Raw genomic sequence first — 16,919 nt, forward strand, 5'->3', positions numbered from 1 at the left:
TTTTTGGATATAAGACAGTGCTGCGGAGTCTGTTACGCTTTGCAACATAACGGCGGCGTAACAGCGGCTGTATGACAATAAATCAGGAGATACGGGGATGAATTTTCCACTGATAGCGAACATTGTGGTGTTCGTTGTTTTGCTATTGCTGCTGGCGCAAACCCGCCACAAACAATGGAGCCTGGCCAAAAAAGTGCTGGCCGGTCTGGTACTCGGCGTGGTCTTCGGCCTGGCGCTGCACACCATTTATGGCTCCGACAGCGCGGTTCTGAAAGATTCTATTCAGTGGTTTAACGTCGTCGGTAACGGCTACGTCCAACTGCTGCAAATGATCGTCATGCCGCTGGTGTTCGCCTCGATTCTGAGCGCGGTAGCCAAGCTGCATAACGCCTCTTCGCTGGGTAAAATCAGTATCCTGAGCATCGGGACGCTGCTGTTCACCACGCTGATTGCCGCGCTGGTCGGCGTGCTGGTCACCAACCTGTTTGGCCTGACGGCAGAAGGCCTGGTGCAGGGCAATGCGGAAAGCGCACGCCTGGCAGCCATTCAGTCGAACTATATCGGCAAAGTTGCCGACCTGACCGTACCGCAGCTTATCCTCTCCTTCGTGCCGAAGAACCCGTTTGCTGACCTTACCGGCGCAAGCCCGACGTCTATCATCAGCATCGTTATCTTCGCCGCTTTCCTCGGCGTGGCCGCCCTGAAGCTGCTGAAAGATGATGCCCCGAAAGGCGAGCGCGTACTGGTAGCCATCGACACCCTGCAAAGCTGGGTGATGAAGCTGGTTCGCCTGGTGATGCAGCTGACGCCATACGGCGTGCTGGCGCTGATGACCAAAGTGGTCGCTGGTTCCAACCTGCAGGACATCATCAAGCTGGGCAGCTTCGTTGTTGCTTCCTACCTTGGCCTGGCGATTATGTTTGGCGTGCACGCAGTTCTGCTGGCGTTCAACGGCGTTAGCCCGGTGAAATACTTCCGTAAAGTCTGGCCGGTGCTGACCTTCGCCTTCACCAGCCGCTCCAGCGCCGCCAGCATTCCGCTGAACGTTGAAGCGCAGACCCGCCGTCTTGGCGTGCCGGAGTCCATCGCCAGCTTCTCCGCCTCCTTCGGCGCCACCATCGGGCAGAACGGCTGTGCCGGTCTCTACCCTGCTATGCTGGCCGTCATGGTTGCGCCAACCGTTGGCATCAACCCGTTTGACCCGGTATGGATTGCGACCCTGGTGGGCATCGTCACCGTTAGCTCCGCGGGCGTTGCCGGCGTGGGCGGCGGTGCAACCTTCGCCGCGCTTATCGTCCTGCCTGCTATGGGCCTGCCGGTCACGCTGGTCGCGCTGCTTATTTCCGTTGAACCTCTTATCGACATGGGCCGTACCGCCCTGAACGTAAGCGGCTCGATGACCGCCGGGACAATCACCAGCCAGCTGATGAAGCAGACTGATAAAGAGATCCTTAACAGCGATGAAGAAGTGGAATTAGCCCACCGCTAATCCACCGTAAGCATTAAAAAGGCCGCTATTCTTAGCGGCCTTTTTTTATACTTCGTTTTCCTGGCGAACCTGCGTTGCCCAGCGCTGCGCCGACTCCGGCAGCGTAAACGGCGGCGACTGGCGGAAGGCGTCCCCCAAAAGCACAAACGCGATGTACTGCCCGCGCAGCAGATAGACATCTTTGAAGCCATCCACGCGCCAGGCATGAGCGGGCGGTGCCGGCTCCACGCGAGGCTTGTAGGTAATTATCGGGCGAGTATTCGGTTGGCGAAGTGGTTTCATAGGCTACGAAATTCAAAGAAGATTAGTTAACAACATCCCCATAATAGCGGATTTCATGTCGGCTCGTCGCCCCCGATCTCAGCCCTTTCCACACCCACGCCGTCAGGCAAAATATTTGGGCCATAAAAAAGCCCGGTGGCAAAAGCGACCGGGCCGGTATTCAATTGTGCATTAAGCTTTTGGTGCCTGCGGGTCAGTATCGTATTCGGCGCAGCTCTGGTAGCCAGAGTTCATCACGCGGCCTGCGTCATCCAGCGCGACAAAGTAGGTTTCCGCTTTACCGTTACGCTGGCCAAGAATATAAGTCTGGCAGGTGCCTTTGGCGTGGATCATCGTCACTTCGGAAGAAGGCTTCCCGGCAATCTGCTGTACCTGAGCACGGGTCATGCCCTTTTTAACATCTTTTACCACCGGCTCGGTGACCAGATCTTTGGTACGATCGTAAGCCGTACACCCTGCCAACATAGTCATTACTGCTGCCGCGCCTAAAAAACCTGCAAATTTATTATTCATAATCATCCTCATCAATCAACGTGTTGATCCTGCGTGTTAGATAAGCCTGGAATATAAAAGAACATTTTTCAACTTGTTACCGTTAATGATCTGAAATTCGGACAAATGGAGTATCCACGAGATTAAGCGCTGGTTTGCGCTAAAAGTCGCCGCCCGAGGCGTGCCTAACCCTTTGAGCCTTGTCGTTTTAACCGCAACAGGGTAAGTTTTAAGGCAGCAAAATTTCCTGCCTGCGCGTTGCGGGCACTCGGTAATCGGAGGGGTTAAATGGCTCTGCAACAAGAGATTATTCAGGCACTGGGCGTTAAGCCGCAGGTAGACGCCGCCCGGGAGATCCGCGTCAGCGTCGATTTCCTGAAAACATATCTTAAAACTTTCCCGTTCATTAAATCTCTGGTGCTGGGGATCAGCGGTGGCCAGGACTCAACCCTGACCGGCAAACTGTGCCAGTTGGCCATCAGCGAACTGCGCGAAGAGACCGGCGACGAGAGCTATCAGTTTATCGCCGTGCGCCTACCGTTTGGCGTGCAGGCCGACGAGCAGGATTGCCAGGACGCGATTACCTTTATCCATCCGGACCGCGTGCTAACGGTAAACATCAAAGGCTCGGTTCTTGCCAGCGAGCAGGCGCTGCGTGAAGCGGGTATTGAGCTGAGCGACTTTGTGCGCGGCAACGAAAAAGCCCGCGAGCGCATGAAAGCTCAATACAGCATCGCCGGGATGAGCAAAGGCGTTGTTGTCGGCACCGACCACGCGGCCGAAGCGGTGACAGGCTTCTTCACCAAATACGGCGACGGAGGCACCGACATTAATCCAATCTTCCGCCTGAATAAGCGCCAGGGGAAACAGCTGTTAAAAACGCTGGGCTGCCCGGAACACCTTTACCTGAAAGCGCCAACCGCTGACCTGGAAGACGACCGCCCTTCTCTGCCGGACGAAGCCGCCCTGGGCGTAACTTACCAGCAAATTGACGACTATCTGGAAGGCAAAGCGCTGCCCGCTGAGACCGCCAAAATTATCGAAGGCTGGTATCTGAAAACCGAGCATAAACGCCGCCCTCCGATTACCGTGTTCGACGACTTCTGGAAGAAATAGTCGCCTCAGACTCAGTTTAGATAAATCATCAGGGCGGCAATTTGCCGCCTTTTTTACGGGATTAGCATGGAAAACTCACCGCAGCGGGCCACGGTTATCGGCCTGGTCGCGATTTTGCTCTGGAGCACCTCCGTAGGCCTGCTGCGCAGCATCAGCGAACATTTTGGCCCGGTCGGCGGCGCGGCGCTGCTGTACACCGTCAGCTCGGTCTGCCTGTGCATTGCGCGCGGCCTACCCAACATTCGCGACCTGCCGCTTCGGTATCTCTGGGTTGGCGGCGCTTTATTTGTTGGCTATGAAATCAGCCTGGCGCTCTCAATAGGCCTGGCCCATACCCGCGCCCAATCTCTTGAGCTGGGCATGATCAACTACCTCTGGCCGTGCCTGACCGTCTTCTTCGCGCTGTTTATCAACGGCCAGCGCAGTAATCTCTGGCTGTGGCCGGGGCTGGCGCTCTCCCTTGCCGGAATTGTTCAGGTCATGAAGGGCGACGGCGACTGGTCGCCGATAACCATGTGGCACAATATTCAGGATAATCCGCTGGCTTACGGGCTGGCCTTTGCCGCAGCCATTGTCTGGGCGCTCTACTGCAACCTGACCCGCCGCTGGAGCGAAGGCAAAAGCGGGGTCAGCCTGTTTTTCTGCGCAACCGCCGCAGTGCTGTGGGTTAAATTTCTTTTCACCGCCCAGCCCCCCATGCACTTCACCCTGTCGGGTAGCGGGCAACTGCTGTTTATGGGCATTTCTACCGCCGTTGCCTACTCCGCCTGGAACTACGGCATTCAGCGCGGGAATATGACCCTGCTGGCGACCGCCTCCTACTTCACGCCGGTGCTCTCTGCCCTGCTGGCAACGCTCTGGCTGGGCTTGCACCCTGGTTTTGCCTTCTGGCAGGGCGTGCTGATGGTTGTGGGCGGCTCGCTGCTCTGCTGGCTCGCTACCCGCCGTTACGGCTAACGGCTATTTCCCCCTCGCCTTACCCGCTGCTATACTGGACATATAAACAGCACTCAGGAGTCAGATGTGGTAAGGCGAGCAAATTCGCCGCGGCTGGAGTTCGAAGCCGCGGCGGTCTATGAATATCCGGAACACCTCAGGCCCTGGCTTGACGGCCTGCCCAGGCAGCCGGGAATCTATGTTTTCCACGGCGAGAGCGACGTTATGCCGCTCTACATCGGTAAAAGCATCAACATTCGCACCCGCGTAATGTCCCACTTCCGCACCCCGGATGAAGCGCCCCTTCTGCGCCAGTCGCGCCGCATAACCTTTATGCGCACCGCGGGAGAACTGGGAGCGCTGCTGCTCGAAGCAAGGATGATCAAAGAGCAGCAGCCGCTGTTCAACAAGCGCCTGCGTCGTAACCGCCAGCTTTGCTCCCTTTCTTTGCAGGGCGATATCCCTCAGGTGGTTTATGCCAAAGATGTTGATTTCTCTCGCCAGCCTGGCCTTTACGGGCTGTACGCCAACCGCAGAGCGGCACTTCAGATTCTCCAGCAGTTGGCCGATGAACATCAGCTCTGCTACGGGCTGCTTGGGCTGGAGCCGCTAAGCAAAGGGAGAGCCTGCTTTCGCTCGGCGCTAAAACGCTGCGCCGGAGCCTGCTGCGGCAGGGAAACGCATCAGGATCATCACTCACGCCTGCTGGCGGCGCTTGAGCAGGTGCGGCTGGTTTGCTGGCCGTGGAAGCAGGCCGTGGCTATCGTGGAGAGTGGACCGGAGCTGACGCAGTATCACATCATCGATCACTGGTTTTATCTGGGCTCCGTCGAACAGCTTGAGCAGGCAAGAACGCTGCGGCAGCCGCCGGATGGTTTCGATAATGACGGCTACAAAATACTCTGCAAGCTGATGCTGAGCGGGGAATACGAAATCATTGAGCTGGGTTAGCGCCTCCCCGGGGAAGAGAGGCGCGCTAAACTTTACGCCGACGAGGAAGGCAGCAGGCGGGTAATCATTTCAGGCCAGTTATCGCTGGCGCCCCAGAGGCGCATTTGCTCGATATCCGGTGCCAGCAGGCGATCTTTTTCCAGGAAAGCAACGCGCTCGCGTATCTCACCAAACACCTTCTCCAGCTGCGGCGAACTGCGCAGCGGCCGGTAAAACTCAATGCCCTGAGCGGCAGCCATCGCCTCAATACCAACCACCGCTGCGGTATTAAAGCACATCGCTCCCAGGCGGCGCGCCGCATAGGTCGCCATTGAAACATGGTCTTCCTGGTTGGCGGAGGTCGGCAGGCTGTCAACGCTGCCAGGGTGAGCAAGGGATTTGTTTTCTGAGGCCAGCGCCGCCGCGGTGACCTGGGCAATCATAAAGCCGGAGTTAATCCCGCCCTCTTTCACCAGGAACGGCGGCAGGCCGGACAGCCCGGTGTCCAGCAGCAGCGCGAGACGCCGCTCGGAAATAGCGCCGATCTCCGCAACCGCCAGGGCAATAATGTCGGCGGCAAAAGCTACCGGCTCGGCGTGGAAGTTACCGCCGGAAATCACCTCTCCGGTATCGCTGAAGACCAGCGGGTTATCGGAAGCGGCATTCGCCTCAATCTGCAAAATACGCGCGGCATGGCGCAGGTTGTCGAGGCAGGCTCCCATCACCTGCGGAACGCAGCGGATGGAATACGGATCCTGCACTCGTCCGCAATGCTGGTGCGAGTCAACAATCTCACTCCCGGCCAGCAGTTCGCTCACCGCCGCCGCAACATCTATCTGCCCGGCCTGGCCGCGAGCCTGATGAATTCGCGCGTCAAACGGCTTCACCGAACCTTTAATGGCTTCAAGCGACAACGCGCCCGCCACCAGCCCGGCGGCAAAAGATTTTTCGCCTTCAAACAGTCCGCGTAAAGCCAGAGCGGTAGAAACCTGAGTCCCGTTAAGCAGCGCCAGCCCCTCTTTCGGCCCAAGCACCAGCGGTTCAACACCCGCAAGCTTAAGCCCCTCGGTCGCCGGAATTTCTTCGCCATTGACCCGCACATTGCCCTCGCCGAGCAGCATCAGCGACAGATGCGCCAGCGGAGCGAGGTCGCCGGATGCGCCAACCGAGCCTTTTTCAGGGATAACCGGCATCACGCCCGCGTTGAACAGCGCAATCAGGCTGTCGATAAGCAGCATGCGCATACCCGAATGCCCGCGCGCCAGGCTGATTATTTTGCCGGCCATCACCAGGCGCACAACATCGTCCGGCAGCGGCTCGCCGAGGCCTACGCTGTGGGAAAGCACCAGGTTGCGCTGTAATTCGGCAAGGTTATCTGCGGCGATAGTGGTTTGCGCCAGTTTGCCAAAGCCGGTATTGATGCCGTACACAACATCTCCGTGAGCAACGATGGTCTCTACCGTGCCAAGCGCCCGTTCAACGGCCGCTACCGCGCCGGGGTCAAGCCGCAGCAGCACGGTGCCATGGTAAATTTCACGCAGCATAGCTAGCGAAACGGAGCCGGGAGTAAGGCTGGATAACTTCTTTTGCGTTGACATGTCAGGATCCTGTGGCGTCGAAAAGTCTGTTCTGTATGTATTTGTATATACAAGCTAACTAATAAACCAAAAAATCCGCCAGTTGGTCATAGGACTTTTTTATCGAACGGTGAGCAGGATCGCGCTTGTGAAATTTATTCGGAACTAAAGAACAGGCCATAGCCCGGCGGCTGTTTCCGGGCCAGCAAAAGAAGAAAACTCAGGATTTACAGGTAGGTAATTTCGCTAAACAGCAGCTGCCCTTCATTTTTTAACAACCGCAGCGTATGGGTGCCCTGCTGCCACCAGGCTCCCTGATCCGGCGACAACAGCTTATCTTCAAGCTGCCATTCCCCGCTCAGCACGTAGACCACGCCGCCCCGGGTGCCGAAGGTGGTAAAGGTGCGGTCGGCAACCCGAACTTTCGCCCGGCAGCGGTCGCGGTGGGTCATGATATTAAAATCCATCGACATCCCGCGCGTCACCTCGGCCTTGACCTGCTGGTCACCGGCGAAGGTAAACGGCTGGTAGCGCTTTAGCGTATGGCGAAAAGCCTTACCGGCATCCAGCACCACTTCGCTGCCTTCGAGCAGCGTCATTACCCGGTCGACCTGCGGGAACACAGGAAAGTCGCCGCTGTTGGCCAAAGACGCGATACTGGCTCGCCAGTTGAAATCCCGGGTTGCGGGCGGAAAGCAGCAAATCTCCCGGGTTTCCCCGGCGCCGTTGCGCCATAAACTGACCGGCACTTTCCGTATATCAAAGAATTCCATCACCACTCCTGAAGTTCGCGCATCACCTGCGCAATTAGCCCTGAATCATTGTTATCGGCAGAGTGTGTCCGTAGCTGTAGCCTTAGATGACACCTGCCCAGGCCGCACAAAAAAACGCAGCGCCTGATTTCATTTTTATTTTTGGTAGCAATGATTTAGCGATTTTTTTCCTGCGAATCAATGCAAATTTTTCATCGTCAGGTTCGGGCTAAAAAAACTGCGGAGCAGCCTGCAATTTTCTCCTCATGTTGCAGAAATGAGAAAACCGCCGGTCCTGTCCACAGCGTACATCGCTATTGTGAACAGGACCGGCGGTCTTAATTTATTCGCTCAGTCTTACTGAGCTGCTGGCATTTTACCTTCGTGAGTCGGGCGTTCTGTCAGACGCTTCTCAAAATTGGCATTAAATTGTTTTTTCTGTTCCGGGGTCAGAATGTTGTAGATCTTATTCTGAGTCTGCATGTGGGCCAGCATGCGGGTTTTGTTCTGCTCGGCCATTTTATCTACCTGAGCCTGAGCTTTGGCCTGGTCGAAGCTGTCGCTGGCAATCACGTCATGCATTGCGCGGCGTTCTTCAACCGACGGACGCTGCATGTTGCCGCGCTGCTCTTTCATAATGTCTTTAATTTGCTGTTTCTGCGCGTCGGTCAGGTTCAGGTCTTTGAACATCATTTCATGCATCGGGCCGCGCATCATTTTATGGTGCATCATCGGCGCATCGGTTTTAGCGTCGGCGGCCGGAGTGGTGGTGTCAGCTGCGTGAGCCAGGTTAGCGGCGCCCAGAGCTAAAGTAGAAGCGACGAACAGTGCTGTTAATTTACGCATAATATTAACCTTCTCTCTCTTAATTAAATTTACGACCCGCAGTGAGATGCATCGCCGTGTTGACGAGAATGAGTTTACGAGCCTTATCGTCAAGGAAGCGATGCCATCGGTAAATCATTGCAAGGGTATAAAACAAGAATGCATCAATTATGGAGAAAATAAGGAATAAGGCTGGGATTATTGAAACAAAATATAACAACACGCTGATTTTAAAGATAATATGAAGAAAGTGTACAGCAATCCACTCGCTGAATAAAGCAGCATTCCAGGAATCTTCTGTAAATATTAAAATAACACAAAAAGATTAAGCAGCCCGGCAATGAAGAGCTGCTTAAATATTAAATTTCCTGAAGCATCAATCCGGCACGCAGGCCCGGGGCAACGTCAGGATTGGGAAATAATACGAACTCTTTATCTTCATTCACCACAAAGCGCTTATCGCCGTCTTCCGCCAGCAGCGTTCCGCGTGGGAATGCGGTGAAGTTCTGCGTTTGCCTGGACATGTGCAGTACAAAGTGGTCTGAAAGACGCGTTAACTGCTGCACCACGCGATAACGCAGCGGCTCCGCTTCCATTGCAGGCTGCTCTCCTCCGCTCAATAAAGCCGCCAGAGCATCTTTGGTAACCGCAAACTGGCTCAGGTCATTTGCGCCAAACGGCTGCGCCTTGCCCAGTTCCAGGGTGCAGCTCAGAGCCCCGAAGTGCTCGCTGCTAAAGTGGCTGAACGTGCCTCCGGGCTTCTGGTGAAACACCAGCGCCTGTAGCCCTGCGCAGCCCAGCCAGTGCAGAAAATCTTCACCGTACGGCAGCGGCCGCGACGGCAGCACGCCAAAACGCGGATGGTACGAGCTACGGATGGCGGTATGCATATCGAGATGCCAGCGGGTTTGCTCCTCGCTGCGCGACCAGAATTGTTCAAGCGCGTGCTCAAGCCTGGCGGCACGCTGGGTTTCCACGCTTTCCGGGAACTGCTGCCAGCGCCCGCCGAACATGCGGTTCATATCGCTGTGGGTATAGCGCTTATCCACGCGCAGCGCCGCCGGGTTGCCGAGAATAACCATCAGCCTCCACTCCAGCGGCAGTTCACCCGCCAGCAGGGCATCCACCAGTTGGGCAAGAATTTCTACCGGGGCGGTTTCATTCCCGTGAATGCCGGCCGAGAGCACCAGCGCTTTGCCGGTTTGCCGGTGCGGCGTCAGGGTCAATATGCCCTCGTCCCACCAGCGCCAGTTCAGGTGCGCATTTGCCCCCTCGCTCTGTTTAGGCGCTTTCCCTTCCAGGGTCTGCGCCAGAAAATCCATCATTGTGCCTCCGTCTACTGCTGGAATGGGTATACCGGGCCTAAGTCGAGGATCCGCGTCAGCTCGTCAAGCGCCTCGCGGCCTTCGAACAGCAGCTGAGGGTCAGCCAAATCTGCCTGAGTTAGCCGATCGCGATACCAGCGGTCGACCCAACCGTTGAGCGTCATAAATAGCGTGTCGTTCATCATCACCGCCGGGTTCACCGCCGCCAGTTCCTGTTCGGTCAGCACCACGCGCAGGCGCAGGCAGGCAGGACCGCCGCCGTTAGCCATACTTTCACGCAGGTCAAAAACCTTCAGCTCGCTAATCGGGTTATCGGCCTGGAGCAGCTCATTAAGGTAGCGCCAGACGCCGGGATGCTGGCGTGACTCTTCCGGCAACACCAGCGTCATACCGCCGTCATCGCGGCTGAGCAATTGGCTGTTAAACAGATAAGTGGCTACCGCATCGGCAACTGAAACCTTGTTCGTCGGAACTTCAATGGCGCAAAAGCCCGGCACTTTGTCACCCAGCTGGCGATAAAGCTGCTGCTGGTCAACAAACGCCTGCTGATGGCAGAACAGCACCTGCCGGTTCGAAACCGCAATCACGTCATTGTGAAACACGCCCTGGTCGATAACCGCCGGGTTCTGTTGGGCAAAAATAACCTGCTCCGGCCGCACCTGATTTAAACGCGCTACCGCCTGGCTGGCCTCTAAAGTCTGGCGAGCCGGGTAGCGAGCAGGAGCGTGGCCGCTCTGCATCGCCTCGCGCCCGTAAACAAACAGCTGCGTGCCCGGTTCGCCGTATTCCCCGCCGAAGCGGTTATGGTTTGCCGCCCCCTCATCGCCGAACAGCGCAACCTGGGGCAACGCGGCGTGAACGCTAAAATGCCTGCCGTCCCGGAACATCGCACGCAGCACGTTTTCCGTCGTGGGCGCTTCGCTGGCGCGGTGGAATTTATTATTAAGGTTGGCAACCGTCAGGTGTACTTTGCCGTCGAGCGTATCGGCGGAGGGCGCAACGGTGGCGGCATTCGCCACCCACATAGAAGAAGCCGAACTGGCGGCAGACAGCAGCTGCAGAGCCTGGCGAGCCGCCCGCTCTACTACCTGCTCGTCGCTGCCGCTAAAGCCAATCTGGCGCAGCACGCCGACATTTGGCCGCTCCTGCGGGGCAATCACGCCCTGCGGATAACCGGCATCCGCCAGCGCCTTCATTTTCAATAGCCCCTGCTTCGCCGCCAGCTTCGGATTAGAAACGCGAAACTGGTGCTTCGTGGAGGCTTCATTCCCAAACGACAGCCCGGCGTAATGGTGGGTCAGGCCCACCAGTCCGTCGAAATTGGCTTCACGCGCTTTCTTCATGGCTGCTCCTCGCGGCTAAAATCCAGCCCCGGGCTAAGCGTTTGCGGCAGCGGGAAGCCGGTGCTCTCCAGGGAAGCCATCGGCCAGGCGCAGTAATCTGCCGCATACCAGGCGCTTGCCCGATGGTTGCCGGAAGCCCCGACTCCGCCAAACGGTGCGGTACTGGCCGCCCCGGTCAGCGGTTTATTCCAGTTCACAATCCCGGCACGAGCCTCCAGCAGCAGCTGGTCGAACTGCTCACGAGAAGGCGAAATCAACCCGCTTGCCAGGCCAAAACGGGTGTTGTTAGCCATGCGGATGGCGTCGTCAAAGCTCTCATAGCGGTAAATCGCCAGCAGCGGGCCAAAGACTTCTTCATCCGGCACGTTAGCCACGCCGCTAAGATCGACAATGCCGGGCGTCAGCAGCGACGTGCCGGGGCGGATCATTTTGGGTTCCAGTAGCGGTTTGCCGCCGCGCGCCAGATGCTCCTGCCAGGCTGTCAGCACGCGCTCTGCGGCCTGTACCGAAATCAGCCCGCCGATAAACGGCTGCGGCATGGCATCCCACTCGCCCGGCTGCAGGCGGGCTGAAACCTCTACCAGACGGCGAATAAATTCATCGCCCTGAACGCCCTGCTTCACCAGCAGACGGCGGGCGCAGGTGCAGCGCTGCCCGGCGGTAATAAATGCAGACTGGATAGCAACATGAACGGCGCCGTCGATGTCCTGAGGATCTTCAACGATCAGCGGGTTGTTGCCGCCCATTTCCAGGGCGAGGATCTTCTCAGGCTGCCCGGCAAACTGGCGGTGAAGCTGGTAGCCGGTGCCCGCGCTGCCGGTAAACAGCAGGCCGTCAAGATCCGTCTGGGCGGAGAGCGCCTGGCCGGTTTCACGCCCGCCCTGCACCAGATTCAGCACCCCGGCAGGTATGCCCGCCTCTTCCCAAAGCTTCATCACCTGCTCGCCAATACGCGGCGTCAGCTCGCTCGGCTTAAAGATGATGGTATTCCCGGCCAGCAGCCCCGGCACGATATGGCCGTTCGGCAGGTGCCCCGGCAGATTGTAAGGGCCAAAAACAGCCAGCACGCCGTGCGGACGGTGGCGCAGCGTTGCCGCTCCGTCCGGCAGGGTGGAGTGAGTTTCGCCGGTGCGCGTATTATACGATTTAATCGAGATAGCGATTTTATTCACCATCGCCGTAGCTTCAGTAGCCGCTTCCCAGCGCGGTTTGCCGGTTTCCTGGGCAATGGTTTCGGCCAGCGCCTCTTTATTAGCTTCCAGCAGCGAAGCAAAGCGCTCAACAATCGCCTGGCGCTCGGCAAACGGGCGTTTTGCCCAGCCGGGGAAAGCCGCTCGCGCCGCTTTACAGGCTTCATCCACCTGCGCCTTATCGGCCACCAGCCCTTCCCACAGCAGCGAGCCGTTTACCGGGTTGTGTTTTAATAAAGCTTCGCCGCGTCCGGGAACCCAATGTCCATTGATCCAGTTAGTCATACTTTTTTCTCCTCGGGGCACAGGCGCACCACGCGTACGGTGTCACCGCTTGCGCACTTCAGCGCATCGGCGGTGGCGGCATCAATCACCAGTTTCTCGCCTTTCGGATCGGCCTTAATCAGCATCACGCGGAACTGGTGGTAATTTTCGTTGGCAACCAGGCAAAGCGGCAGTTCGTCCGTCGCGGGCTGGCCGATAGCGAGGGTTTGCAGGCGGCTTTTGCGGATGGCACGCACGCGGTCGATATCGCACTCAAGCGTCGGGCCGCCGTCGAAAATGTCGACATAGTTGCGGTAGCGGAACCCTTCGGCCTCAAGCACGGTCCGGGCTGGTGCAGTCTGAGGATGCACCTGACCAATAACCGCCTGCGCTTCTTTAGACAGAAAGTCGGTATAAATCGGGTGCTTCGGCATCAGCTCGGCAATAAAAGCTTTCTGCCCGGTACCGCACAGATAGTCGGCGCGGGCAAACTCCATCGAGAAGAAGCGGTTGCCAAGGCTTTCCCAGAAGGGGGAATGCCCGTGCTCGTCAATCACGCCGCGCATCTCGGCGACCACTTTCTCGTTAAACCGCTCACGGAAGGCGGCCATAAACAGAAAACGCGATTTAGACAGCAGGTAGCCGTTGCCCTCTTTGCGCCATGCCGGGTCGAGAAACAGCGTGCATAGCTCGCTGCTCCCGGTATGGTCGTGGCTCAGAAACAGCGTCGGCAGCGCGTTGTAGATATTCAGTTCTTTAGAGGCATGCACCAGCGTGCCGACCCGGTAGTTGTACCAGGGGTCATTAAGCCCGACGGCAACTTCAATCGCACAGATGCCGACCACCTGGCCGCTGGCGGAGTCCTCCAGCACAAAAACATAGCCCTGGTCTCCTTTCGGCAGCCCGCCCTGCCAGGTTTGCAGCGAGCGTTCGATTCGGTCGGCCAGCGTTTTTTCATCGGCGGGCAGCGAGGTCAGCCCGCCGCCGGTCTTCCCGGCAAGCGCAAGCAGCCCCGACAGATCGCCTCTTTCAACCGGGCGGATAACCATCATGATGAGACTCCCGCAAGGAAGCGTTCGCAGGCACGTTCAAAGCGATCCAGACCGAGCTGAACTTCCGCCTCGCTGACGGTTAACGCCGGGGCAAAACGCAGCACGTTGGCTCCGGCTATCAACATCATCAGACCTTCCTGCGCGGCGGCCTGCAAAATAAGTTTAGCTTTACCGGCGTGTTCCTGCCGCAGCGCGCAGCCGATTAACAGCCCCAGACCGCGCACTTCGCTGAACAGCTGATGTTTCTGATTAATGTGATTCAGGCGCTCCACAAACCATTCGTGGCGCTGCTTCACGCCGTTCAGAACTTCAGGCGTATTGATGATTTCCAGCACGCGACCCGCCACGGCAGACGCCAGCGGGTTGCCGCCATACGTGGTGCCGTGGGTGCCCACGGTCATCACTTTGGCAAAACGCTCACCCGCCAGCAAAGCGCCTATCGGGAAGCCGCCGCCGAGCGCTTTCGCGGTAGAAAGCACGTCAGGGGTTACGCCGTAATGCATGTACGCGTACAGCGAGCCGGTGCGGCCCACGCCGGTTTGCACCTCATCAAAAATCAGTACCGCATTGTGTTTGTCACACAGTTCGCGCAGCCCCTGAAGGAACTCAGGCGTGGCAGGTACTACGCCGCCCTCTCCCTGCATCGGCTCCACGATCACCGCGCAGGTATCATCATTAATCAGATCGCGGGCGGATTGTAGATCGTTAAATACCGCATGGTTGATTTGCGGTGGCAATGGCGCAAAGTCCTGGGAGTATGCAGGCTGCCCGCCGGCGGTAACGGTAAACAAAGTGCGGCCATGGAACGCATTTTTGAACGCCACGATGCCGCTCTTTTGCGCCCCGAAGTTGTCATGGGCGTATTTACGAGCCAGCTTCAGCGCGGCTTCGTTAGCCTCTGCTCCGGAGTTGCAGAAGAACACTTTGTCGGCAAATGTCGCGTCGATAAGCTGTTTAGCCAGCTTCAGAACCGGCTCATTGGTGTAGCCGTTGCCGGTATGCCAGAACTTCGCCGCCTGGCTTTCCAGCGCTTTACGCAATTCAGGATTAGCGTGCCCCAGGGCGTTAACCGCAATACCGCCCGCGAAGTCGATGTAGTCTTTACCCTGCTGATCCCACAACGTGGAACCCTCGCCGCGTACCGGAATAAAAGGCGCAGGGGCGTAAACCGGCATCATCCATTCGTCGAAATTTTGGCGTGTAATTGACTGCGACATAGTGACCCCTCACGGTAAACAAAAAGTTTATTAAATGTTAAATAATTGAGTGTTTGCGCTGTAAATGTAGATTGCAGACTTCGTGCCAGCCAGCGCTAAAATTGCATAAACCGAGGGGTAAAACGAAAAATCAAGGAGTTAGGAATTAGCGTTATTCATAAAAAATGAATAGAAAGTGCATAGTTTTAACGTGGCGCCTGAATCGCGACACGAAAACACGAAATATTATGCAGTGGTAAAATATAATGCTGGAATTGTGATCGCCTTCGGGATTTGCCTGCCGTTTTCGCCCCCTTTTTGCGCATATGGATCAATTTTGGTGCAATTGTTGCTTTATTTTCGCTCGCCCTGCGCGCCTATGACAGCGATTGCCCACAACGCAGCAACACGCGCCGTTTTCTGCTACCATCCTGCAACAATTAACCTGACAACCTGGCAGCGACTATGAAATTTGTCTCTTTTAATATCAACGGCCTGCGCGCCCGTCCGCATCAGCTTGAAGCCATCGTGGAACAGCATCAGCCGGACGTTATCGGTCTGCAGGAAACCAAAGTGCATGACGATATGTTCCCGCTGGAAGATGTGGCTAAGCTCGGCTATCACGTCTTTTATCACGGCCAAAAAGGCCACTATGGCGTAGCGCTCCTGACCAAAGAAAAACCAATTTCGGTACGCAAAGGCTTCCCCGGTGATGCAGAAGACGCCCAGCGCCGCATTATCATGGCGGAAATCCCGTCGCCGTTTGGCAACCTTACCGTTATCAACGGCTACTTCCCGCAGGGTGAAAGCCGCGATCATGAGACCAAATTCCCGGCCAAAGCTAAGTTTTATCAGGATCTGCAAAACTTCCTGCAAACCGAGTTAAACCCGGAAAATCCGGTATTGATTATGGGGGATGTGAACATTAGCCCAACGGACCTGGATATCGGTATCGGCGAAGAGAGCCGCAAACGCTGGCTGCGTACCGGCAAGTGCTCGTTCCTGCCGGAAGAGCGCGAGTGGATGGCACGCCTGCTCGGCTGGGGGCTGGTAGATACTTATCGCCACGCGAACCCGGAAGCGCAGGATAAATTCTCGTGGTTTGACTACCGCTCAAAAGGCTTTGACGACAATCGCGGCCTGCGTATCGACCTGCTGCTGGCAAGCAAGGGACTGGCGCCGCACTGCGTGGCAACCGGCATTGATTACGAAATCCGCGGTATGGAAAAACCGTCCGACCACGCGCCTGTTTGGGCGCAGTTTAAGCTGTAAGAGGAATACTAAAGCTCAAATGGTCACCTGAAAAGGACAGCAAGATGCGGTTTATTACCCTGACGAGGAGCGAACAGAATGCGTAAATTCCTGTTTTTGCTGCTGGCCACGCTGCTGCTCTTGCTGTTCATTATGCTGCCGCCGGGCACCCTCAGCCTGGCAACGCTACAAAAATATCACGCCCGGCTTGCGCTCTGGCATGCCGAGCGCCCGGCGCTGGTGATGAGCGCCTTTTTCCTCGGCTACTTCCTGATTTCCGCCCTTTCCGTTCCCGGCACCCGGATAATGACTCTGATGGGCGGCGCGCTATTTGGCCTGATAGAAGGGACAGCTCTGGTGGCGACCGCGGCGGCAAGCGGCGCAACCGTTGCCATGTTGCTGAGCCGCTATCTTCTGCATGACTGGGTGCAAACCCGGTTTTCAACGACGATGGCAAAGCTGAACCAGGGTTTAAAAAGCAATATTACGCACTATCTGTTTGCCCTGCGGCTGGTGCCGGTACTGCCTTTTTCAATCATTAATCTGGCGATGGGGCTGACGCCTATCTCCGCCGCCCGCTTCGCTATTATCACCTTTCTCGGACTGCTGCCGTCCATCGTGCTTTACATCAGCACCGGCCGCCAGCTTAGCCAGATAGAGAGCCTGCGGGATATTTTATCTCCCGGCATTCTGCTGCTTTTTGCCCTGATTGGCCTGCTGCCGCTGGTCTCCCACTGGCTGATTAAACAAATGTCCAAAGCAAACTAAACGCCCGGGCTGAGCGCAGGCGTGCGTGCAGAAATGTATAAGCCTGTATCCGCTTTTTGCCCGCTTCATGACATAACTCAAGAAGCGGGAAAGTTGTGAAAGCCATGCCTCCTCAACCCCTCAAACACTCC

Annotated in this window: 16 protein-coding genes; 6 read left to right on the plus strand and 10 right to left on the minus strand. The window is 56.9% G+C overall.

What is annotated here, in order from left to right:
• Positions 1 to 97 precede the first annotated feature (97 nt).
• Entirely contained in the window at positions 98 to 1,489 is a 1,392-nt protein-coding gene (locus ACG1VR_RS13895) for an L-cystine transporter (RefSeq protein ID WP_395489091.1), read from the plus strand.
• 45 nt (positions 1,490 to 1,534) lie between these two features.
• On the opposite strand, the gene cedA is transcribed toward ACG1VR_RS13895, so the two are convergent.
• Positions 1,535 to 1,771, minus strand: coding sequence for a cell division activator CedA (gene cedA, locus ACG1VR_RS13900; protein WP_016535998.1), 237 nt, complete (start codon positions 1,769 to 1,771; stop codon positions 1,535 to 1,537).
• A gap of 171 nt (positions 1,772 to 1,942) precedes the next feature.
• Positions 1,943 to 2,284: an osmotically-inducible lipoprotein OsmE gene (osmE, locus tag ACG1VR_RS13905; protein WP_039899236.1), complete on the minus strand. Its 342-nt coding sequence runs from the start codon at positions 2,282 to 2,284 to the stop codon at positions 1,943 to 1,945.
• 267 nt (positions 2,285 to 2,551) lie between these two features.
• Here osmE and nadE point away from each other — a divergent pair, with 267 nt between their 5' ends.
• The 3 genes from nadE (at position 2,552) to cho (ending at position 5,266) form a co-directional block, all read left to right on the plus strand.
• Entirely contained in the window at positions 2,552 to 3,379 is an 828-nt protein-coding gene (gene nadE, locus ACG1VR_RS13910) for an ammonia-dependent NAD(+) synthetase (RefSeq protein WP_395489092.1), read from the plus strand.
• A 66-nt stretch (positions 3,380 to 3,445) separates the two neighbouring features.
• Complete coding sequence (yddG, locus tag ACG1VR_RS13915) at positions 3,446 to 4,336, plus strand: aromatic amino acid DMT transporter YddG (RefSeq protein ID WP_395489093.1); 891 nt, start codon at positions 3,446 to 3,448, stop codon at positions 4,334 to 4,336.
• Between the two features lie 66 nt (positions 4,337 to 4,402).
• Positions 4,403 to 5,266, plus strand: coding sequence for an excinuclease Cho (gene cho / locus ACG1VR_RS13920; protein ID WP_395489094.1), 864 nt, complete (start codon positions 4,403 to 4,405; stop codon positions 5,264 to 5,266).
• 32 nt (positions 5,267 to 5,298) lie between these two features.
• On the opposite strand, the gene hutH is transcribed toward cho, so the two are convergent.
• The 8 genes from hutH to ACG1VR_RS13960 all read right to left on the minus strand — a co-directional run bounded on the left by hutH (position 5,299) and on the right by ACG1VR_RS13960 (position 14,790).
• Positions 5,299 to 6,843 (minus strand): histidine ammonia-lyase, encoded by a 1,545-nt coding sequence (gene hutH, locus ACG1VR_RS13925; RefSeq protein ID WP_395489095.1) that lies wholly within the window; start codon positions 6,841 to 6,843, stop codon positions 5,299 to 5,301.
• A gap of 206 nt (positions 6,844 to 7,049) precedes the next feature.
• Positions 7,050 to 7,595, minus strand: a complete 546-nt coding sequence (ves, locus tag ACG1VR_RS13930) for an environmental stress-induced protein Ves (protein ID WP_016535991.1) — start codon at positions 7,593 to 7,595, stop codon at positions 7,050 to 7,052.
• A 336-nt stretch (positions 7,596 to 7,931) separates the two neighbouring features.
• Positions 7,932 to 8,420, minus strand: coding sequence for an ATP-independent periplasmic protein-refolding chaperone Spy (gene spy / locus ACG1VR_RS13935; protein ID WP_395489096.1), 489 nt, complete (start codon positions 8,418 to 8,420; stop codon positions 7,932 to 7,934).
• A 338-nt stretch (positions 8,421 to 8,758) separates the two neighbouring features.
• Positions 8,759 to 9,724: a succinylglutamate desuccinylase gene (gene astE / locus ACG1VR_RS13940; RefSeq protein WP_395489097.1), complete on the minus strand. Its 966-nt coding sequence runs from the start codon at positions 9,722 to 9,724 to the stop codon at positions 8,759 to 8,761.
• An 11-nt stretch (positions 9,725 to 9,735) separates the two neighbouring features.
• Positions 9,736 to 11,067, minus strand: a complete 1,332-nt coding sequence (astB, locus tag ACG1VR_RS13945) for an N-succinylarginine dihydrolase (protein ID WP_395489098.1) — start codon at positions 11,065 to 11,067, stop codon at positions 9,736 to 9,738.
• Entirely contained in the window at positions 11,064 to 12,542 is a 1,479-nt protein-coding gene (astD, locus tag ACG1VR_RS13950) for a succinylglutamate-semialdehyde dehydrogenase (protein WP_395489099.1), read from the minus strand. Before astD ends, astB begins: the two co-directional genes overlap by 4 nt.
• Complete coding sequence (gene astA / locus ACG1VR_RS13955) at positions 12,539 to 13,573, minus strand: arginine N-succinyltransferase (protein WP_016535985.1); 1,035 nt, start codon at positions 13,571 to 13,573, stop codon at positions 12,539 to 12,541. The genes astD and astA overlap by 4 nt, the downstream gene beginning before the upstream one ends.
• Complete coding sequence (locus tag ACG1VR_RS13960) at positions 13,570 to 14,790, minus strand: aspartate aminotransferase family protein (RefSeq protein WP_016535984.1); 1,221 nt, start codon at positions 14,788 to 14,790, stop codon at positions 13,570 to 13,572. The genes astA and ACG1VR_RS13960 overlap by 4 nt, the downstream gene beginning before the upstream one ends.
• Before the next feature lie 444 nt (positions 14,791 to 15,234).
• Here ACG1VR_RS13960 and xthA point away from each other — a divergent pair, with 444 nt between their 5' ends.
• Both xthA and ACG1VR_RS13970 read left to right on the plus strand, forming a co-directional pair.
• Entirely contained in the window at positions 15,235 to 16,041 is an 807-nt protein-coding gene (xthA, locus tag ACG1VR_RS13965) for an exodeoxyribonuclease III (protein WP_016535981.1), read from the plus strand.
• A 78-nt stretch (positions 16,042 to 16,119) separates the two neighbouring features.
• Positions 16,120 to 16,788, plus strand: a complete 669-nt coding sequence (locus tag ACG1VR_RS13970; RefSeq protein WP_395489100.1) for a TVP38/TMEM64 family protein — start codon at positions 16,120 to 16,122, stop codon at positions 16,786 to 16,788.
• Positions 16,789 to 16,919: the final 131 nt, after the last annotated feature.

The sequence above is a fragment of the Cedecea davisae genome, assembly GCF_044095835.1.
GTDB lineage: Bacteria > Pseudomonadota > Gammaproteobacteria > Enterobacterales > Enterobacteriaceae > Cedecea > Cedecea davisae.